We start from the raw sequence: 20,846 nt of genomic DNA, 5'->3' as shown, positions 1-20,846 counted from the left end.
GCGGACGCCCGCACCGGCGCCGCTTCGTCGGGCACCCCGTCATCAGGGCCGAAGGTGGGTGCATCACAGGGCCGAGGGTATGTGTCGGCCCGTCACCGCCCGGGTGACGTCACCGGAGGGAGCGGTTGCCATGGAGCGGACCACGTGCTGTGTGGTGGGCGGTGGGCCCGCCGGAATGGTCCTCGCCCTGTTGCTGGCCCGGGCGGGGGTCGCCGTCACGGTCCTGGAGAAACACGGAGACTTCCTGCGCGACTTCCGCGGTGACACCGTGCACCCGTCCACCCTGGCGCTGCTGGACGATCTGGGACTGGCCGGGCAATTCGGCCGACTGCCGCAGCGGCGTGTGACATCGGTCCAGCTGCCGCTCGGTCCGGACCGGTCGCTGGTCACCGTCGGAAACATCGGCGCGCTGCGGGGCACGTACAACTACATCGCGATGGTGCCTCAGTGGGATCTGCTCAACCTCCTCGTGGACGAGGCCGGGCGGGAGCCGTCCTTCTCCCTTCGGATGAACACCGAGGCGACCGCCTTCCTGACCGACCGCGAGGAGGTCTCCCCCGGTCGGGCGAGGCCGGGAGTTCGGGGGCGGGTCACGGGGGTCCGGTACCGCACGGCCGACGGCCGCACGGGTGAGTTGCGTGCCACTCTCACCGTGGCCTGCGACGGACGGGCTTCGCTGGCCAGGTCGTTGCCCGAACTGGGACTGCGGGAGTTCGCCTGCCCGATGGACGCCTGGTGGTTCCGGCTGCCGCGGCGGGAGGACGACCCGCACGGGCTCGTGGGAGGCGTGGGCGACCGGTTCGTCAGCGCCCTGATCGACCGCGGGGACTACTGGCAGTGTGCCGCGCTGATCCCCAAGGGGACCGACAGCCGGCGCCGCGCCGCCGGCCTCGACCGTTTCATGGACGAGTTCACGTCCGCCGTCCCCTGGCTCGCGGACCGGGTGGACACGCTCGGGTCGTGGGACGACGTGAAACTGCTCGATGTCCGGCTCGACCGGCTCCGGCGCTGGCACCGTCCGGGGCTGCTGTGCATCGGAGACGCGGCCCACGCGATGTCACCGGTCTTCGGCATCGGCATCAACCTGGCCGTCGAGGACGCGGTGGCCGCCGCCCGCCATCTCGTCGAACCGCTGCGCGGGGGCGCGGTCGGCCTGCGGGCCGTACGCCGCATCCAGCGCCGCCGCCGGCCGACCACCGTCGCGACGCAGGCCCTGCAGCGCCTCGCCCATCACAACGTCATCGAGCCCGTCCTGTCGGGCCGTCCGGCTTTCGGCGACGCGAGACGCGCCCGGCGGCTGAGCGAACTCGTCACGAACTCACGGTGGTTGAACCGTGTGCCGGCGTACTTCCTCGCCTACGGTGCCCTGCGCGAGCGCCCGCCGTCCTCGTCGGTGCGCTGAGCCGGACGCCTCACCTGTATGCCACCCGTGGCAGGACGGCATACAGGTGAACGCGCGGGCGCGGCCCGCTACGGGTGGCAGCGGGCCCGCCGCCTACGCGCTGCCGTCGGCGGCGCGGCTTGCCAGATACTCGGTGAGGCCCGCCCCGGTGAGCGGGTAGTAGTCGGACAGCCGCCCGCCCTCGTCGAGACGCCGGCGCGCGAACGCCTCGCGGTCCTGGTGCAGCAGTGAGTCCTCGGCCAGGGGGACGGCCTTCTCCTGCGGTACGACGACGGCCCCGTCCTCGTCGGCGACGATGAGGTCCCCCGGCGTCACCAGCGCGCCGCCGACGCCCACCGGCACATTGAAGGCGGAGGGGAAGAGCTCCGTCTGCGAGGCGTAGTGCGGGGTCACGCCGGTGCACCAGACGGGCACTCCGAGCGCGCGGATCCGTGCCGCGTCCCGTACCCGTCCGTCGACCACGATGCCGGCGCCGCCGCGCAGTTTGAAATAGCGCACCAGCATGTCGCCGAGACAGCCCGTGAAGTGGCTCGCGTACGCCGACACCACCAGCACGTCACCGGGCTGGACGGACTCCAGCACGCCCCACAGCGCCGTCTTGCGCTCGGCGTCCTCCTGGTCGGCACCGGAGAAGACGTCCTCGCGCTGCGGAAGGAACTGCAGGGTGACGGCACCGCCGGTGACCTTGACATCCGGCTCGCGATGCAAGGGCACAGGGCCGTCGATGAAGGTCCGTGTAATGCCCATCTGATGCAGTTTCGCGCAGGCCGTTGCCGCGCTCACGTCCGTGAGGGCCTCCACCATGCGCGCGGTCGGCCGCACGAAGGACGCGGTGTGGACCGGCGCCAGCATCGAGTCGTAGGTCCGTGCCTCCCCCATCGACGGCGCTCCTTGATCCCCAGTCGGGTTCATTCACATGCCTCTCCGCGCACTCCGTCGCACGCACCGCCAGTGACATTATCGCCTATCGATGGTAGATAACAGCCGATCGATGAGGACTGTCAACCGCCACAGGAGAGTTCAGTGCCCACAGCATCCACCGGGTGGTTCGAGGCCGCGCGCTTCGGATTGTTCGTCCACTTCGGCCTGTACAGCCTCGCGGCCAGGCACGAGTGGGTGCGCAGCCGGGAAGCCATGTCGCAGGAGGATTACGACCGTTACCTGAAGCAGTTCGACCCCGACCTGTTCGACGCGGGGAAGCTGGCGCGGGCGGCCCGGGAGGCAGGCATGCGCTACGCCGTGCTGACCGCCAAGCACCACGACGGGTTCTGCCTCTACGACTCGTCGCTGACCGACTACACCTCGGTGCGCGCGGCAGGCCGGGACCTGGTGGCGGAGTTCGCCGAGGCGATGCGCGCCGAGGGCCTGCGCGTCGGCCTCTACTACTCGCTGCTCGACTGGCACCACCCGGACTTCACCGTCGACCGCTATCACCCGCTGCGCGGGACACCGGCCGAGCAGGAGCCGCGGGACATGGCGCGCTACCGCGCGTACCTGAACGGTCAGGTACGCGAACTGCTCACCGGCTACGGACCGATCGACCTGCTCTTCTTCGACTTCACCTACCCCGACAAGGGACCGGCGGAGTGGGGAGCGCAGGAGCTGATGGCGACGGTCCGCGAGCTGCGGCCGGACATCCTCGTCAACGACCGGATGGGGATCTCGGGTGACTACGTGACGCCCGAGCAGTACCAGCCCGACCGGCCGCTGGAGCGGGACGGCGTCCCGGTGATGTGGGAGGCCTGCCACACGCTCAACGGCTCCTGGGGCTACGACCGGGACAACCATGAGTACAAGGACCCCGCGATGCTGGTCAGGATGCTGGTGCAGTCCGTCGCGTGCGGCGGCAACATGCTGCTCAATGTCGGGCCCACCGGCCGGGGTGCGCTGGATCCGCGGGCCCGGGACACACTGCGGGCCATCGCCGACTGGATGTCCCTGCATGACCGCGCCGTGCGCGGGGCCGGGCCGAGCACCTTCGAGGCGCCCGCGAACGCCCTGTACACCCAGGCCGGACGCCGCCTGTATCTGCATCTGCTCGCGTGGCCGCTCAAGCAGATCCACCTGCCCGGTCTCGCCGGGCGGGTGCGCTACGCCCAACTGCTGCACGACGGTTCGGAGATCCGGTTCCAGCAGGTGGACGGCACGCAGCACGAGCACAACAATCTGGCTCCGCCCAGCCAGGCGGCGGGCACCCTCACGCTGACCCTGCCGATCGCCCGGCCCGATGTGCTGCTGCCGGTGGTCGAGCTCGAACTGCTTGAGGATGAGTGATCCCGTGACCGGGCCCCTGTACGAGCGATTGGCTCCGCTGCTGGATCCGCGTGACGCCCGAAGACTTGAGGAACTGCTGGCCGATCCCGCGCGGCGGATCGGAGTCCCTGATGTCACCTGCCGTTCCACCTGGGACGCGGTGCCCGCCGCGGTGCGCGACGGGATACTGTCCGATGCCGCGGAAGAACTGGCCCGGCCGGCCCCGCGGCTCCTCGCCACCGCCTGGGCCCGGGCCTTGGGCGACGGCAACCGGAGCGCGTACGAGGATCAGGCCTGGGCACTCCAGGAACGCGTGAGCCTGCTGACGCTGGCGGCCGTGCTCACCGGGGAGGTGGCGGCCCCGTCCGCGGCGCCGGGCGACTGCCCGCATCTCGATGCCGCGGTCGACGGGCTGGTCGCGTTCGCCGAGGCGAGCACCTGGTGCTGGGCTCCGCACGATCGCCACACCGCGGCGCGCGGCGAGGTGGTGCCCGATCCGGACGACCCGTTCCTCGACCTCGGGGCCGCCGAGGTCGCGGCGCTCTTCGCATGGGCGGACCACGTGCTGGGGCCCCATCTCGACCGACGCGTGCCCGGGCTGCGCCGCCGGCTGCGACGCGAGGTGGACCGGCGGGTGCTCACTCCGTTCGAGCGCACCCGGGACTGGCACTGGATCGGCGCCGACGGCACCGCGAACAACTGGAACCCCTGGATCCACAGCGCCGTGCTCGCCGCCGCGCTGCTGGTCTGCGACGACGACCGTCGGCGCGCCCGTCTGGTCCGCCTGATCGTCCGGGACCTGGACCACTACCTGGTCACGCTGCCCGACGACGGCGGGATCGACGAGGGGATCGCCTACTGGTGGGTGGGCGCGTGCCGCCTGCTGGAGATCCTGGACGTGCTCGCGGATGTCGGCGGCGCGGATCTCGACAGCCGGGATCTGCCGGTGCTGCCGGAGTTGCTGCGCTACCCGCAGCGCATGCACTTCGGCACGGACCGCTACGTCAACGTGGGTGACGCCCCCGCGCGGCTGTCCGGCGACCAGCCCTGGCAGGTGCCGTTCCGGTGGGGCGAACGGCTCGGACAACCGGAGACGGCCGCGTACGCGGTGGCGGGTGCGCGGGAGTCGGGAGGCGTCGCTCCGCCGCGCGCCGGACTCGGGCGCGCGCTCACCGCGCTGGCGGATCAGCGGTGGTGCCGGGCCGTCGGCGAGGACCGCCCGGTGGACGACGCTCCCTGGCTGGCCCGCGAGTGCTGGCTTCCACGCCTGCAGATCCTGGTGGCGCGGGAATCGGCGGCGCGTACGTCCGGGCTGGCGGTGGCGATGAAGGCGGGCCACAACGGCGAGCACCACAACCACCTCGACGTCGGTTCGTACTGGGTGGCCGCGGACGGCCGTCCGCTGGTCGTGGACGTCGGCAGGCCCACGTACACCACCGCGACCTTCGGGCCGGACCGCTACGCCGCCTGGCCGTTCCAGAGCACCTGGCACAACGTGCCGGACCCCGGCTGCGGGCAGCAGACCGGCGCGGATCACCGGGCGCAGGACGTGGCGGTCCAACTCGGCGAACGTGTCAGCGCGTTGCACGCCGACCTGAGCGGGGCCTACCCACACGGCCTGCTCACCCGCTGGGACCGGGTGCTGCAACTGGTGCGCGCCGGGGACGGCGAGCCGGCTCATGCGGTCGTCGAGGACCGGTGGCGGGGGCGGGCCGAATCGGTGCGGCTGCACCATGTCCTGGCCGGCGACGTCGAGTACGGCGAGGGCTGGGCCACGGTCACGGCCGCCGGGGGCGGCGGTCTGCGGATGCTCTGGGATCCGCGTACCGCCGTCGCCTCGGTCGAACACCGGGCGCTGGACGATCCGCATCTGAGGCGGAGTTGGGGCGACCGACTCAGCCGCCTGACGCTGACGGTCGGCCGGCCCGGCGCCGAAGGCCGGGTCGCCGTGCGGTGGCAGCGAACCGGGTGAGGACAGGGTTGCCGCAGCACTCTTGAAACATCCGGGGTGACCCACATAGCATCAGTAATCGATAGACGATAGCGATGGAGGTGATGACCGATGCGACGCCTTCGGGAGTGGCGGGCTGTCACCGCGTCACCGGGAACGCTGCCGCGAGAGCGGCGGCCGACTCCGATGCGGCCCCCTGTCGCGTTCCGCCATCGGGGAACGTCGGCGCTGCCGGCGCTTCGCCGTCGGCAGCGTTCTCGTCCGTCCGGTGCCGCGGGGCCGATGGCCCGCGGCGGCCGATATCTGTACCAAAACCGGGCAGGACCGAATTCCTGACCCGGAAGAGCCGCCGAAAACCCACAAGACATTCTTGCTGCGCCGCCCGACCGGGGCGATTGCAGACAATCGGTGAGCGCAGACCGCCACGCCCGTAGAACGAGGCGGGGCACACATGCCCGGAATCACCAGAACTCCGGGCATGGAAATCATCTGCGACAGCGGTGATGTCGGAAATGCGTGGACGCCACATCGGGAATCACTATTCCCTGGGAACCCGCACTTGATCTGCGGTTTCGTCAAAACGATGTGACGTGCCAATTTCCGGTCGCCACCGGGCGTGGTCTCCGTTTCCTTTTCGTTGTTGACCTCGCCGAAACGCCTGTGCTTCGATCTCGACAATCGACTATTAATTGACTACGCAATGGAGCGTGTCCCGAATGAGAAAAATGTGGCGCCGCGCCTGCGCACTCGCAGTGGCTCCGATGGTGATGGCGTCGGCCGCAGCCTGCGGTGGCAACGACTCCGAGGATTCCGCGGGACGCACGACCCTCCGCGTCATCGTCAACATCACGCCGAACCTGACCGAGAAGTACTGGTCCGATCTCTTCGCGGGGTACGAGAAGAGCCACCCCGACGTGAAGGTGAAGCTGGAGCTGACCGGCACGATATCGGCGAACGCGAAGCTGACCCAGGACCTGGCCGCGGGCGACCCGCCCGACATCGCGCAGCAGATCTCGCTGACCGCGGAGAACGCCTCCCTGTTCACCGACCTGTCGGACCAGCCCTGGACGAGCGACACCCCGCTGGTCGACCAGTACGCCATCGACGGCAAGCGGTACATGGTCGGCGTGGGCGAGCAGATCCAGTCGCTCGTCTTCTACAACAAGGCCGCCTTCACCAAGGCCGGGGTCGACGCGACGAAGATCCAGACCATGGACCAGTTCACCACCGCGATGGGCAAGCTGAAGTCAGCCGGCTACAAGCCGCTGCAGACGGCCGGCCAGTGGGTGACCGGCGCACAGTTCTCGATGATGGCCGATGCCGGAGTCCTCACCGCGGACCCCAAGTGGACGGTCAAGCGCAACGAGGGCAAGGGCTCCTTCGCCGACAGCGGCTATGTGCCCTACCTGGAGCACTACAAGAGCTGGATCGACTCGGGCTACCTGGAGAAGAGCGCCCTGGGCCTGACCTACGCGGACGGCCAGACGGCGTTCCTCAACGGCAAGTCCGCGATGTACATCATGGGCTCGTACTTCGTGCCCGCCGCGGACGCCGCGAAGAAGAGCGACGAGATCGGTGTGTTCAGCATGCCGACCGACGGCGCGTACCCCTCCGGCCAGTTCGGCAACATCTCCAACCCGTACGTCGTGGTCAACAAGTCGCGGCACAAGACCGAGGCGACCGAGTTCGTCAAGTGGCTGGTCACCGACCCGGAGGCCATCAAGAGCCAGCTCGCCGCCGACGGCAATCTGCGGGGCGGCTTCAGCTACCCGATGTCCAGCCTCGGCACCTCGGTGCAGAAGGTCCTGGACAAGGCTCCGTCGGTGCTCGTGAAGGCCGGGCCCAGCCAGCCGATCGCCGGCTTCAGCGACGAGCTCAACAAGCAGATCCAGTCCCTTTACACGGGCGCGTCCGCGAAGGATGCCGCGGGCGGATTGGACAAGTGGTGGAACTCGCAAAGCTGACCCGGCGGGGGCGGACCGGTGCCGCCCCCGCCCCGGCGGGGCACGAGGCGGAACGCCGGCGTGCGCGGTTCCGTGAGGCGGCCGTCTCCCTGGGGCTGATGGGACCGGCCGTGCTGCTCTACACGGTGATGACCGTCGTGCCCGTGGGCGTCGCGGTGTATCTCAGTCTGACGGACTGGGACGGCTTCTCCACGGCCGAGTTCATCGGGCTGGACAACTACCGGCACCTGTTCGACGATCCCAGCTCGACCGATTCCTGGTACGTCACCGCCATCATCGCCGGGGCGGGCACCGTACTCATGGTCGGCCTGGGCCTGATGTACGCGCTGGTCCTGAAGGGACGGTCGCGGTCGAACTCGTTCTTCCGCGCCGTGGCCTACTTCCCGCACGTGATCAGCGCCCTGATCCTCGGGTACCTGTGGGCGGCGATCCTCGGCACCAACGGTGCCATCAACAACACGCTCGCCAAGTTCGATATCGAACCGGTCGGGTTCCTCTTCGACGAGAAGTTCGCACTCGTCACGCTGATCGGCGTGATCGTGTGGGCCGGGTTCGGGTTCAACGTCGTGCTGTTCGTGGCCGCCCTCCAGACGGTCCCGGCCGAACTGCTCGAAGCCGCGGCGATCGACGGCGCGACCAAGCGCCAGACGAACCTGCGCGTGGTGATCCCGATGATCGCGCCGGTGGTGACCGTGGCGACCGTGCTGAACCTGGTCGGCCTGATCCGGGCCTACGACATCGTGGTGAGCCTCACCGGCGGTGGTCCCGCCGGATCGACGCAGACGTTCACCTACCTCATTCTCGCCCGCTCCTTCGAGGGCACCAAGGTCGGCTACGCGACGGCTCAGGCAGTGTTCCTGATGGTCGTGTCCGCCGTGCTGGCACTCCTCGTGACGGCGCTGCGCAACCGACAAGATCAAGCTGCGACAGGTTAGGAGCCGGTGGTGGTGGTACTAGAGGCGGAGATCCGCGGCAAGCGCAGGCGGCAGCCGGATCCCGACGACGCTCCCCGGGGCACGGAGAAGCCGGAGTCACGCTCGGTCGTGCGCTGGGTGATGTTGTCCCTGCTGTTCGTGATCATGATCGTGCCGGTCTACCTGCTCCTGGTGAACGCGTTCAAGTCACAGGACGACATTCTCAACAACCCGTTCTCGCTGCCGCTGGGCAATCTGACGCTGGAGCACCTGTCCGCCGCGGTCAACAGCCCCCAGTACAACGTCATCGGCGGCTACGGGTTCACCCTGTTCCTCGTCGTGATGGTGGACGTGCTGTGCATCCTGCTCGCCGGCCCGGCGGCGTACGCGATCGCGCGCAGCCTGAAACGGCGCACGCAGTTGGTGCTGCTGTACTTCCTGGCCGGCACCTTCATCCCCGGCGCCGCCGTGATCATCCCGGTGATCTACGTGCTCCGTGAGATCGGTCTCGCGAACACCGTGACCGGACTGATCGCGCACGACGTGGCGTCGACACTCCCGGTGAGCATCTTCCTGTTCGTCGGCTTCATCCGCACCGTCCCGGTGGACATCGACCACGCGGCGACGATCGACGGCGCGGGCAGGTACCGGACTTTCTGGACGATCATCTTCCCGCTGATGCGCCCGGCGGTCGTGACGGTGCTGATTCTCAACTCGATCGGGATCTGGAACGACTTCGTCAGCCCGCAGATCCTGCTCAGCCCGTCCTCCGAGCACTACACGGTGACGACGGCGATCTACGCCGGGATCAGTCAGTACTCGACGGACCTGACGAAGGTGTTCCCCAACCTTCTGCTCGCGATCGCGCCCGTGATCATCTTCTTCATCTACATGCAGCGCCACATCATCAGCGGCCTCACGGTCGGTGCGGTGAAGGGCTGATCCGGGCGAAACGGTTCCCATCCATCCATCAGAGGAGAGAGGACAATGGAGTGCTGACAAACCGATGGTCACGGCCCCGCCGGGGGCTGTGGCCCGCGGCCGCGGCCGTACTCGCGTCCCTGTGCGTGGTGGCGTCCGCCGTCCCGGCCGGCGCCCATCCGGCCAAGGGCAAGGACGGCCGTACCTATTACGTCGCACCGTGGGGACGGGACACCGCCGGTGGCCACACCCTCCTGAAGCCGTTCCGGAGCATCCAGGGGTGCGCCGACACGGCGGCTCCCGGCGACACCTGCGTGATCGCGTCCGGCACGTACGAGGAGACGGTCGTGCCGGCCCGGTCGGGCACGGCGGAGCAGCCGATCACCTACCGCGCCGCCCAGGGCGCCCAGGTGACACTGAGCGGCGCCACACGGGTCCAGGGCTGGTCGCCGGTGACCGGCGACGATGTCGCCGAGATCGGCAAGACCGACCCCTACGCACTGGATTCGGCGTTCAGCGAGGCCGTGGGGGCGGGCCGGGTCTACAGCACCGACGTCGACCTCGGTTCCGACGTCTCCACCGTGCAGATCTTCACGGACAAGAAGATGGGGATCGAGGCCCAGTGGCCCTATCCCGGTCTCGACCTGCTCGACCCGGAACTGCAGTACGCCGGTCCGGGCAGTGCGGACGCCACGATCGCCGACGCGGATCTGACCCGCCCGGCGGGGTACTGGGACGGCGCGCGTGCGCTGACGAGCTACTGGTACGTGTCCGCCACCACCACCGTCAAGAGCTCCGCCGTCGGGTCGGTGGTACTGGACGAGGCGCCGCCGTGTGTCCACAAGGTCGTGCCGACGGACACCCGTTACGCGCTCACCGGCAAGATCGGGGAGCTCGCGAACCCCGGGGAGTGGTTCTACGACCCGGCCGCGAAGCGGCTGTACATGTACAGCACCGACAGCCCCGCTCTGCACACGATCGAGGCGAAGACCAGGTCGCTCGCCTTCGACCTGACGAACACCAGCCACACCACGGTCTCCGGGATCGGCCTGTTCGCCTCGACGATCAGGACCGGCCCGTCCAGCACCGATGTGACGCTGGACCGCATCACCGGAAAGTACCTGTCGCACTACACCGACATCACCCGGGGCACCACCGACTGCGGCAGCTCCGTGACCCGCGGTGTCGGCGACACCGGCATCGTGATCGACGGTACGCAGAACAAGATCGTCAACAGTGATCTGTCGCTGAGCGCCGGGAACGGGATCGCACTGCGCGGGCAGAACAACACCGCGACGGACAACGTGATCCACGATGTCGACTACCTGGGTACGTACGCGGCCGGCATCGCTGTGATGGGCAACAGCCAGACGGTCATGCACAACACCATCTACCGGGTCGGCCGCAGCGGGATCAACCTGCAGTGGGACACCACCGCGGGTCTCACGCCGGGGCCGGACCGCATCGCCCACAACGACATCTCCCAGTACGCCCGGCTGAGCCTCGACACCGCGGCGATCTACACCTGTTGCAGCGCCGACATGATGGGGTCGTCGATCGACCACAACCTGTTGCACGACGGCACGCCCACCCCGGGCGTCACGTCGTTCGCGGTCGCCGGTGTCTACGCGGACAACGGGCAGAGCAACCTCGTGATCGCGAACAACGTGGGCTGGAACAACCTTGAGGGCACGGTGATGCTGAACGGCCTCGGCACCGGGTCGCACGACAACCTCGTGTACAACAACACCGGCGGCATGACATTGTTCTACGTCAAGGAACCGGGGCAGTCCACCGGAACCAAGATCTACAACAACATCGGTGCCATCCGGGGCCTGACCGGTGCCACCGACGGCGGGCTGGTGCTGTCCAACAACCTGCCCGCGGAGACCGATCCGCTGTTCGTGGACGCGGCACAGCACGACTACCGGCTGTCCGAGGGATCCCCCGCACGCAACCAGGCGATCGCGCTGCCGGGCATCAACGACGGGTCGACGGACGCGACCCCGAGCCTCGGCGCCTACCAGTACGGTGCGCCGAAGTGGACGGCGGGCGCCCGCCGGTAACGGCCGAGCGGCAAGAAGCGAGGGCCCGAGCCGGATGTCCGGCTCGGGCCCTCACACATTCGGCCGCTTCTCCCGGGCCCCCCGGGCTGACCAGTGCCCGTGCCTGCCGCACGCCGCACGCTCGTCCACCGGGGATCACGGGACAGCCGTCAGCGTTTCTTCTTGGCCGCGGTGGCCTTCCGCGGCTTCCTCGCCGCCCGCGCGTCCGGCACCGGTCCGCGGCCGGCCGCGTGGTCGGCGAACGCGGCGGCCGCCCTGTCCGCGTCGCCCTCGCGCAGCAGATTCACGAGGCGGCCGTGCTCGTCCGCCATCGCGTGCCGGTCGCCCTCGAAGAGGGGGTCGGAGATGGCGCGCAGCGCACGCAGGCTCGGCTCGATGACCTCCCACATCCGGGCCAGGAACGGGTTGCCGGCGATCTGGGCGACCAAGGTGTGGAACTCGATGTCGGCGTCGCGGAAGCGGCTGACGTCATTGGCGGCAACGGCCTCGTGCATCTGATCCACGAGCGTGTCGAGCTCAGTCAGATGTTCCTCGGTGATGCGCTCGGTGGCGAGTTGCGCCGCCAACCGCTCCAGCGGTTCCCGCACCTGACGGGCGTACTCCGCGTCCTGCGAGGAGATCTCGATGACGAAGTGGCCCCTGCGCGGGACGTGCATCAGCAGGCCCTCACGGGCCAGTTGCTTGACCGCCTCACGCACCGGCGCCTGGCTCACCCCGAGGCGCCGTGCGATTTCCGATTCGACCACGCGCTCGTTCGGCGCGAGGTCGCCCTCGACAATCGCCTTGCGGAGCAGCTCGTACACCTGGTCGGAGATCAGGGTTTTGCGGAAACGGTCCTTATTGGTGGCCAGCGTGGAGACGAATCCAGCCGACGCATTCGATGCCATGAATTCCCAATCCTGCGATGGGGGGAGAGCCAGTTGTGCCATGATACGCGCTCATCGTCTATCGATGGCGAGATTCCATGACACGGTCCATTAGGTCGTGGAGGTTCTCACACCGCGGTTTCCAGCTGCTTCGCCAGCCATTCCAGTTTCACCACCTCGTGCGCCGGTCCGCCCCCCTCGTGGTCATTGAACGGATACACACTGATCTGCTTGTCCGCCTGGTCGACCTGGCGCTCCGAGCCGTAGTGGTTGAAGGCGGCGTACACGGTCGAGGGCGGGCAGATGTGATCCATCAGCCCGACCGAGAAGAGCGTCGGCGCGTTCGCCCTGCGGGCCAGGGTCACGCCGTCGAAGTAGGACATGGTGCGGGCCACTGTGGCCGCGTGCTCCCGGTGCAGCTTCACGAACCGGGAGACCTCGACATAGGGGGGCTGGTCGGTCATCGTGGTGGCGCGCGGAAAGTGGCACAGGAACGGCACGTCCGGCATGACGGCGACGAGGTCCGGGACGAGACCCGCCGCGGCCAGTGCGATCCCGCCGCCCTGGCTGGTGCCGGTGACCACGACGCGTGACGCGTCGACAGCCGGATGGGTGCGGACCGCCGCGACGGCGCGCACCGCGTCGGTGAACAGGCGGCGGTAGTAGTAGCGGTGCGGATCGAGGACGCCGCGCGTGAGGAAGCCCGGTGCCGCTATGTCGCCGGTGGCGGGGTCCGGGTCGGGCGTCTCGGCACCCTGGCCGCGCGTGTCCATGATGAAGTGCGCGTACCCCGCGCACGCCCACAGCCGCTTCTCGTGCGGGGCCCCGCGACCGCTGCCGTAGCCCAGGTACTCCACGACGGCGGGCAGGGGCCCGGTGCGGGTCACGGGCAGTTGCAGCCAGCCGCGGACCGGGTGCCCGCCGTAGCCGGCGAACGTCACGTCGAAGGTGTCGATCGTGGCCAGCCCGTTGTGCACCGGTTCGAACGTCGCGGCGAGGTCGAACGCGTCCTGCTGCCCGAGGGTCTGCTGCCAGAACTCGTCGAAGTCGACCGGCTCGGCCAGGGTGGGGCGGTATCTCTCCAGCTCGTCCAGGGGCAGGTCGAAGAAAGCCATTTCGGGTCTCCGCGGAGGTCGGGGCCGGCTCGGCCGGAAGGAGGCGACCACTTATCGCCTATCGATCATCCATGAATCGAAGCAGGGCACTCTGAGCGCTGTCAACCACACAGTCCGTACACGCGTTCAGCGGTGGTGTGGAGCACTCGTTCCCGCTGATCGGCGGGGAGATGGGCCAGTCCGAGCCGCGCCGCCGCCAGCGAGTCGGCCCGGGAGCCGCGGGGCAGGCAGATCGGCCAGTCCGAGCCGACGACACAGCGGTCCGGGCCGAAGGCGTCCACCGCGTGCCGGACCAGGTGCGCCACCCGGTCGGCCGGAACCCCCTGCTGCTGGGTGAGCAGTCCGGAGATCTTCACGACCACGCCGGGGGTCTCGGCGGCGCGCACGACGTCCCGGTACCAATCGCCCGGATCCGTCAGGAGGTTCGGGGGATTGCCGAGATGGTCGACGACGACGGTCAGCCCGGGATGCCGGGCGGCCACGTCGGCCGCGGCCCGCAGGGCGCCGGTGCCGAGGTTGAGTTCGAGCACCATGCCCGCCTCGGCCAGCACCGCGACGAGCGCGCGGGCCGGCGCCGGTGTGTCGGCCCAGGCCGGCCCGCCCAGGCGCATCCCGTTGGGCCGGGTGTCTCCCAGGTCCGCCAGGAGCGCCCGGAAGCGATCCGGGCCGCCGTCCCCGTGGACGTGCAGGTTCGCGACGTATCCGGCGACGAGATCCGGTCGGCGCAGGCGCAGGTCGCGCAGGGCGAGCGTCTCGCCGATGTCACCGCGGGACGCCTCGACCAGGATGGTTCCGGTCAGGCCGAGGCCGGCACCCGCGTCCTCCAGATCACCGGGGAAGAACGGCCGGTGGTGCACGGAACCCGGACGGATCCAGGGGAACCCCTCCCCCGGGTTCCACAGATGAGCATGGCAGTCGATCACGAACGGCATCCTTCCCGGGGCGTTGCCGAGTATTGACACGTCAGCCCACGCCAGTGAGTCTAGCCATCGGTAATCGATGGGCGATTGTGAGGGGCCGGGTGTTCTTGATGCTCATAACCGGGCGAATCGGCGGCACGTTCGCGGCGGGAGGGGCGCGCCGATGACGACCACCGCAGACGCCGCGCACGTGCCGGAAGTGCGAGCGACCCGCCGCGTCGCCGACATCCCGCGATGGGCCGCACTCGAACGGGAACTGTTCGCCGTCCAGGACAAGGCATGGCGCGTCTTCGCCGACCGCTACACCGAACGCGACGGCCGCCTCGTCTTCCGCGGCACACTGGGAGAGGGACTCGACGGCCGGGACGGCGTGGACGACTTCTACGAACCGTTCTTCAACTGGCCGACGCTGTACCTGCTGGGCGGCAGCGCGGATCTCCTGACCGCGGCGCGGCGGCACTGGCACGGGGTCTCCGAGCAGCTCACGGAGATGGGCATGCTGGAGAACGGTCTGGAGCGCGGCTACGACTGGTTCCACCAGGGCGAGGGGCTGCTCCTCTTCTACGGGCTGTGCCTCGCCGACCCCGGCGACGCGCACCTGCGCGAACTGGCGTGTCGTTTCGCCGACTTCTATCTGCCGGACGGCCCCAACTACGACGCCGAGCACCGCGTCATCCGCGCCCCGCACAACGGCTCCGCCGGCCCGCGCTGGGGCTTCAGCGACCACGACACGTACTTTCCGTGGAGTCTCGCCCTGCACCCCTACGGGCTGCCGCTCGACGGGATGGACGACGTCACGTCCTTCGACGAGCTGGCCGCCTCCCCCGCGCGTGCTCGCGCCTACGGCCGGGCGATGTGGGACCGGATGGGCCGCGGTGACACGCTCGTGAACCTGGCCGCGACGGGGCTCGCCACCAACGCGCACCTGCTCACCGGTGACCGGCGTTACGCGGACTGGGTGGCCGAGTACGTCGGCGTGTGGCGGGAGCGGCTCGACGGCCAGGACGTCGTGCCGGACAACGCCGGACTGCACGGTGTGGTGGGCGAGTATCTGGACGGCCGGTGGTACGGCGGCCACTACGGATGGTCGTGGCCGCACGGGCTCTCCCCGGTCGGGAGCGCCACCCTCGTCGGGGCGTCCAACGCGACGCTGCTGACCGGCGACCGGTCCTTCCTCGACCTGGCCCGCAATCCGCTGGACGCGGTGCTGCGTCAGGCCGAACACCGGCGCGCGGACGAGATGGGAACGCTGGGCGAGCGCTGGCAGCCGCATCTGGAGGCGATGGCCGAGGAGCGCACGCTCATGGTGCCCCAGCGGCACAACGACTCCGGCTGGTTCGACTTCACGGTCATGCCGGGACAACTTCCCCTTTCTCTATGGCACTTCAGCCGCGACAGGGTGGACCAGGAACGCATCGAGCAGCTGCGGGCCGGATCGAACTGGGACTGGACAGCGGTGCACACCCAGCGCATCAAGGACGAGGCCGGGCACGAGGAGCCGTGGTACGAGTTCCTCCAGGGCCGCAACCCGGACTTCCCCGAGCGGATGCTGCGCAGCGCCCTCGCCACCTGCGCCGAGCGGGTCGAGGCCATCGAGAACGACCCGGTGGATCCGGCCGTGGGCCCCGACGCTCTGGACATCCATCACTGGCAGCACCTCAATCCCGTGGTCACCGAGGCCCTGCTGCAACTGACCACCGGATCCCCGCAGGTGCTCTACAACGGCGGTCTGACCCAGCTGCATCTGCGCTATCACGACGCCGTCGACCGTCGGCCCGGACTGCCCGCGGACGTCGCCGCGCTCGTGTCCGACATCCGGCCGGACCACACCGTGGTGGAACTGGTCAATCTCGGCAGCACCGATCGCTCGGTGGTCGTGCAGGCGGGTTCGTTCGCCGAACACCTCGTGCACACCGTCCGTGTCGACGAGGGGCAGGTGCAGGACGTCGGTGGACCGTACTGCCGGGTCGAGCTGCCCGGAGCCACGCGGGTGCGGCTGACCCTGACGATGACGTTGCACGACGGCCGACCGGCTGCCAGGTCCCCGTGGGAGGTTGCTCGATGACCGGCGCGCCGGTGCACGGGGCACCTTCCCGGCTGCCCTTCGACCTGCCCCGGCTCGGGATCGGCACGGCCCCGCTGGGCGGGTTGTTCGAGGAGGTGAGCGAACAGGACGCGGCCGCGACGCTGGAGGCCGCGGCCCGGGCCGGCCTCACCTACTTCGACACCGCCCCGCGCTACGGGCACGGGCAGGCCGAGGAGCGTCTCGGCCGTCTGCTGGCCCCGGCCGGGATCACCGAGCCGGTGATCTCCACGAAGACGGGGTGGCTGCTGCGGCCCGCGCCGGACGGCTCGCCGGGCACTGTGGTGACCGACTGGACGGAGCACGGGATCCGCACGTCGCTGGAGTCGAGTCTGACCCGCCTGCGGCGATCGTCGGTCGACGTCCTGTACCTGCACGACCCGGACGACTACGTGGACGAGGTCCGGCGTACCGCCTATCCCGCGATACGCCGCCTGCGGGACGAGGGGCTGGTCCGGGCGATCGGGTTCGGCATGAACCACAGCGAGAAGCTGGCCGCTCTCGTGGCGGAGTTCGAGGTGGACGTCGTCCTCATCGCCGGCCGGTTCTCCCTGCTCGGCCACGAGGCGCTGACGACCCTGCTGCCCCTGTGCGCGAAGACCGGCACCGCCGTGGTCGTGGGCGGGGTCTTCAACACCGGCCTGCTCGCCGACCCGTCGGACGACGCCATGTTCAACTACCACCCGGTGCCCGCCGAGGAGCTGGCCCGCGCGCAGCGGTGCCGCGCGCTCTGCGCCGAGTTCGATGTGCCGCTCGCCGCGGCCGCGGTCCAGTTCCCGTACCTGCACCCCGCGGTCACGTCGGTCGTCATGGGCTGCCGGTCGGCGGACGAAGTGACGGCGAACGCCGCGGCATCCCGGTTCCCGATCCCGGACGAGCTGTGGCTCCGGCTCGCCGAGGAGGGCTTCGTACCGCCGCAGTTGCTGGCCGGTTAGCCCGGACACGGATCGGACCGGCTCCGGCCTCCCTCTGAGGAGCCGGAGCCGGTCCGTTCGCATGGGGCGGTTGCCGGTCGCGGCCGTCCTGCGGATCACCCCGCTCGTCCGGCGACGACGCCCCGAGCCGCGGCGCACGCCGCACCGTCGGCGAACTCGCCGACGAGGCCGACCGCGCCCGGCGCTTCGACGGGCCGTGGAACCGGCACCCCTTCGACAGGCCATGCACCCGGCACACCTTCGACGGCCCCGGACCCCAACGAGGCTGCCTGGCCGCTCACTTTCCTGACCCACCGTCTCCGCGTCGGCGCGACGACCGCGGAACCGGCCGCTCGCCGGGACGCGCCTCCGATCGCGGCTGGATCCCGTCGCCACTCGGACAAACATCATGCGGACGCGATCATCGTATCGAGTTAATGTCGACGACTTTCCTTGGTCCAGAGGGCGAAGCGGCCATTAGTGTTCCCCTGGATCTGGACGGATTCCCGGTCACATACCCCTTTCCCCTCCCGTTGCCCGATTGTGTCCACATACGCGCGTCACCGCCCTCACCAAGGAGAGCTTGCCCGATGACTGTTGAATCGAGCCCGGAAGCGGGGCTGGAGCTGCCCCGGCAATCCAGCCTGGGCACGGCGGCTGCCCGCAACCTCGCCACCACGACCAAATCCGCCCCGCAGATGCAGGAGATCACCTCTCGCTGGCTGCTGAGGATGCTCCCCTGGGTGGAGACCCAGGGCGGGGCCTACCGGGTGAACCGTCGCCTGTCCTACACCGTCGGCGACGGGAGCGTGGAGTTCGTCCAGGACGGCGCCGACGTCAGGGTGATCCCCCGTGAGCTCGGTGAACTGGCTCTGCTGCGCGGCTTCGACGACCTGGAGGTGCTGACGGCCATCGCCGATCGGTGCGTCCAACGTGACTTCCGGGGCGGCGAGACACTGGTCGAGCGCGGGACGCCCGCGGACCAGCTCCACCTGATCGCCCACGGCCGCATCAACCGGACCTCCGCCGGCAGTTATGACGACGAGGTCGCTCTGGACGTACTCGCCGACGGCGACCGGTTCGGGGAGAACGCCCTCCTGGACGAGGACGCCCGGTGGGAGCACACCGCCACCGCCGAAACCTCGGGCACGCTGCTCACGCTGTCACGCGCCGACTTCGCCGCCGTGCTGTCCGCCGCGCCGAGCCTCCGGGACCACGTCGCAGAGTTCTCATCGCTTTCCCGCCGGCGGCAGAACCATCGCGGCGAAGCGGAGATCGCGATGTCGGCCGGCCACATCGGAGAGCACGAGTTGCCCGGCGCGTTCGTGGACTACGAACTGAAACCGCGCGAGTACGAACTCTCGGTCGCCCAGACCATTCTGCGGATCCACACAAGGGTCGCCGACCTCTACAACGGGCCGATGAACCAGACCAAGGAGCAGCTCAGGCTCACCATCGAGGCGCTGCGCGAGCGCCAGGAGCACGAGCTGATCAACAACCGGGAGTTCGGCCTGCTCCACAACGCCGACTTCAAGCAGCGCATCCAGACACACTCCGGCCCGCCGACCCCGGACGACATGGACGAACTGCTCTGTCGGCGCCGCGGAACCAAGTTCTTCCTCGCGCACCCCCGGACGATCGCGGCGATCGGGCGTGAGTTCAACGCGCGTGGGATCTATCCGGACCACACCGACCTCGGCGGCCAGCAGGTCCCGGCCTGGCGTGGGGTTCCGATCCTCCCCTGCAACAAGATCCCCGTCACGAAGGAGAAGACCAGCTCGATCCTCGCCATGCGTACCGGCGAGGAGAACCAGGGCGTCATCGGCCTGCATCAGACCGGGCTGCCGGACGAGTACGAACCGGGGCTGTCGGTCAGGTTCATGAGCCTCGACGAGAAGGCGATCACGTCCTACCTCGTCAGTACCTACTACTCCGCCGCGATCCTCGTGCCGGACGCGGTCGGCGTGCTGGAGAACGTGCAGATCGCCCGCTGGCCCAAGTAGCGGACCCGGCCCGATCGGCTGCGTGCGACACCCGGACCCTCAGGGGAGGCCGCGCATGCCCGAAGGGCTTCGGGACAGCCGCCCACCCCACCGAGGAGCCATGGATGCCCGCGCCTGAGCTGCCACCGCCACAGTCGAGCCTGCCAGAGGCCGCTTCCCACTTCGGGGCGCACGTACTCGCTGCCGTCGCCGCCCGCGCCGGCGACATCAAGGCCGCCACCGGCGGCCCACCCGCCGCGCCTTCCCTGCCCGCCCCGTCTGCGATCTCCGCGCCCTCCCCACCTCCGATCTCCGCGCCTTCCCCGTCTGCGATCTCCGCGCCCTCCCCACCGCCCTTCGGCGCCCCGGCAGCCGAGGTGCCGGCGGCGAGCGGTGACCTGGATCGGATCCTGCGTGGCCCCAGCGGCCTGGGCACGGCGGGCCTGCGCCTGATCCTGCGGGAGGAGCCGCCGGCGCCCTCGGACCCGCCGGCGGACGCAGCGGAGGGCATGCCGGTCCCGGGCCTCTATTACCACCCGGTGCCCGAGCCCGACCCGGTGCGGGTCGAGGAGGTCAGCCGAAGGATCAAGTCCTGGGCGTTGGACGAGGTCGCCCTGTATCCCGAGGACTGGGAGGAGGAGTTCGACGGCTTCTCCGTGGGCCGCTACATGGTCGGCTGCCATCCGGACGCGCCCACGGTCGACCACCTGATGCTCGCCACACGCTTGATGGTCGCCGAGAACGCGGTGGACGACTGCTACTGCGAGGACCACGGAGGCTCGCCCATCGGCCTCGGCGAACGCCTTCTGCTGGCGCACACCGCCCTCGACCCCCTGCACACGACGGAGGAGTACCAGCCGCAATGGGCGAAGTCGCTCCATGCGGACGCGCCTCGGCGCGCCTACCGCTCCGCCATGGAGTACTTCGTCCGGGCGGCGGGCCCCTCTCAGGCGGACCGGCTCCGGCACGACATGGCCCGGCTGCACATGGGGTATCTCGCCGAAGCGGCCTGGGCCCAGCTGGACCATGTCCCGGAGGTGTGGGAGTACCTGGCGATGCGCCAGTTCAACAACTTCCGCCCCTGCCCGACCATCACCGACACCGTCGGCGGCTACGAACTGCCGGCGGACCTGCACGCCCAGGCCGCCATGCAGAAGGTCATCGCTCTCGCGGGAAACGCGACGACCATCGTGAACGACCTGTACTCGTACACCAAGGAACTCGACGCTCCCGGCCACCACCTGAACCTGCCCGTCGTGATCGCCGAACGGGAGGGCCTCTCCGACCGGGACGCCTATCTGAAGTCGGTCGAGGTCCACAACGACCTCATGCACCACTTCGAGCGCGAAGCCTCCGCCCTGGCCGAGGCGTGCCCCGTCCCGAACGTGCAGCGCTTCCTACGGGGCGTGGCCGCATGGGTCGACGGCAACCACTACTGGCACCGGTCCAACACCTATCGCTACAGCCTGCCCAACTTCTGGTAAGAGAAATGGAC

The 20,846-nt window shown here is 69.5% G+C and carries 15 protein-coding genes; 11 read left to right on the top strand and 4 right to left on the bottom strand.

From position 1 onward, the window contains the following. Window positions 1-130: 130 nt before the first annotated feature. Window positions 131-1,402 carry an FAD-dependent oxidoreductase gene (locus tag ACFVUT_RS30140; RefSeq protein WP_389655795.1) on the top strand — a complete coding sequence of 424 codons (1,272 nt, stop codon included), beginning with the start codon at window positions 131-133 and terminating at the stop codon, window positions 1,400-1,402. Between the two features lie 93 nt (window positions 1,403-1,495). On the opposite strand, the gene ACFVUT_RS30135 is transcribed toward ACFVUT_RS30140, so the two are convergent. Next, entirely contained in the window at window positions 1,496-2,281 is a 786-nt protein-coding gene (locus ACFVUT_RS30135) for a ribonuclease activity regulator RraA (protein WP_389655793.1), read from the bottom strand. Between the two features lie 108 nt (window positions 2,282-2,389). On the opposite strand from ACFVUT_RS30135, the gene ACFVUT_RS30130 reads away from it, so the two are divergent. The 6 genes from ACFVUT_RS30130 (at window position 2,390) to ACFVUT_RS30105 (ending at window position 11,471) form a co-directional block, all read left to right on the top strand. Next, entirely contained in the window at window positions 2,390-3,676 is a 1,287-nt protein-coding gene (locus tag ACFVUT_RS30130) for an alpha-L-fucosidase (protein WP_389655896.1), read from the top strand. 4 nt (window positions 3,677-3,680) lie between these two features. Beyond that, window positions 3,681-5,627 (top strand): heparinase, encoded by a 1,947-nt coding sequence (locus tag ACFVUT_RS30125; RefSeq protein ID WP_389655791.1) that lies wholly within the window; start codon window positions 3,681-3,683, stop codon window positions 5,625-5,627. A gap of 695 nt (window positions 5,628-6,322) precedes the next feature. Continuing rightward, a complete protein-coding gene (locus ACFVUT_RS30120; RefSeq protein ID WP_389655789.1) occupies window positions 6,323-7,570 on the top strand; it encodes an ABC transporter substrate-binding protein in 1,248 nt (415 codons plus the stop codon). Further along, complete coding sequence (locus ACFVUT_RS30115) at window positions 7,549-8,505, top strand: carbohydrate ABC transporter permease (RefSeq protein ID WP_389655787.1); 957 nt, start codon at window positions 7,549-7,551, stop codon at window positions 8,503-8,505. The genes ACFVUT_RS30120 and ACFVUT_RS30115 overlap by 22 nt, the downstream gene beginning before the upstream one ends. A gap of 9 nt (window positions 8,506-8,514) precedes the next feature. Next, on the top strand, window positions 8,515-9,426 hold the full coding sequence (locus tag ACFVUT_RS30110) for a carbohydrate ABC transporter permease (RefSeq protein WP_389655785.1): 912 nt from the start codon (window positions 8,515-8,517) through the stop codon (window positions 9,424-9,426). A gap of 50 nt (window positions 9,427-9,476) precedes the next feature. Then, entirely contained in the window at window positions 9,477-11,471 is a 1,995-nt protein-coding gene (locus tag ACFVUT_RS30105; protein ID WP_389655783.1) for a right-handed parallel beta-helix repeat-containing protein, read from the top strand. Between the two features lie 149 nt (window positions 11,472-11,620). On the opposite strand, the gene ACFVUT_RS30100 is transcribed toward ACFVUT_RS30105, so the two are convergent. The 3 genes from ACFVUT_RS30100 to ACFVUT_RS30090 form a co-directional block, all read right to left on the bottom strand. Beyond that, a complete protein-coding gene (locus ACFVUT_RS30100; RefSeq protein WP_389655781.1) occupies window positions 11,621-12,358 on the bottom strand; it encodes a GntR family transcriptional regulator in 738 nt (245 codons plus the stop codon). 107 nt (window positions 12,359-12,465) lie between these two features. Further along, window positions 12,466-13,452 (bottom strand): acetylxylan esterase, encoded by a 987-nt coding sequence (locus ACFVUT_RS30095; protein ID WP_389655779.1) that lies wholly within the window; start codon window positions 13,450-13,452, stop codon window positions 12,466-12,468. Window positions 13,453-13,553: 101 nt separating this feature from the next. Next, window positions 13,554-14,375: an amidohydrolase family protein gene (locus tag ACFVUT_RS30090; protein ID WP_389655777.1), complete on the bottom strand. Its 822-nt coding sequence runs from the start codon at window positions 14,373-14,375 to the stop codon at window positions 13,554-13,556. Between the two features lie 160 nt (window positions 14,376-14,535). Between ACFVUT_RS30090 and ACFVUT_RS30085 the strand changes: the two genes are divergently transcribed. The 4 genes from ACFVUT_RS30085 to ACFVUT_RS30070 all read left to right on the top strand — a co-directional run bounded on the left by ACFVUT_RS30085 (window position 14,536) and on the right by ACFVUT_RS30070 (window position 20,835). After that, window positions 14,536-16,437 (top strand): hypothetical protein, encoded by a 1,902-nt coding sequence (locus tag ACFVUT_RS30085; protein ID WP_389655775.1) that lies wholly within the window; start codon window positions 14,536-14,538, stop codon window positions 16,435-16,437. Next, window positions 16,434-17,390 carry an aldo/keto reductase gene (locus tag ACFVUT_RS30080; RefSeq protein ID WP_389655773.1) on the top strand — a complete coding sequence of 319 codons (957 nt, stop codon included), beginning with the start codon at window positions 16,434-16,436 and terminating at the stop codon, window positions 17,388-17,390. The genes ACFVUT_RS30085 and ACFVUT_RS30080 overlap by 4 nt, the downstream gene beginning before the upstream one ends. A 569-nt stretch (window positions 17,391-17,959) precedes the next feature. After that, window positions 17,960-19,372, top strand: a complete 1,413-nt coding sequence (locus ACFVUT_RS30075) for a family 2B encapsulin nanocompartment shell protein (protein ID WP_389655771.1) — start codon at window positions 17,960-17,962, stop codon at window positions 19,370-19,372. 104 nt (window positions 19,373-19,476) lie between these two features. Further along, window positions 19,477-20,835 (top strand): family 2 encapsulin nanocompartment cargo protein terpene cyclase, encoded by a 1,359-nt coding sequence (locus ACFVUT_RS30070; protein WP_389655769.1) that lies wholly within the window; start codon window positions 19,477-19,479, stop codon window positions 20,833-20,835. Window positions 20,836-20,846 lie beyond the last annotated feature (11 nt).

Source organism: Streptomyces sp. NPDC058051 (assembly GCF_042885475.1).
Taxonomy (GTDB): Bacteria; Actinomycetota; Actinomycetes; order Streptomycetales; family Streptomycetaceae; genus Streptomyces.
Note: the sequence above shows the minus strand (reverse complement) of the source record. Positions and strands in the feature narration are given on the sequence as shown.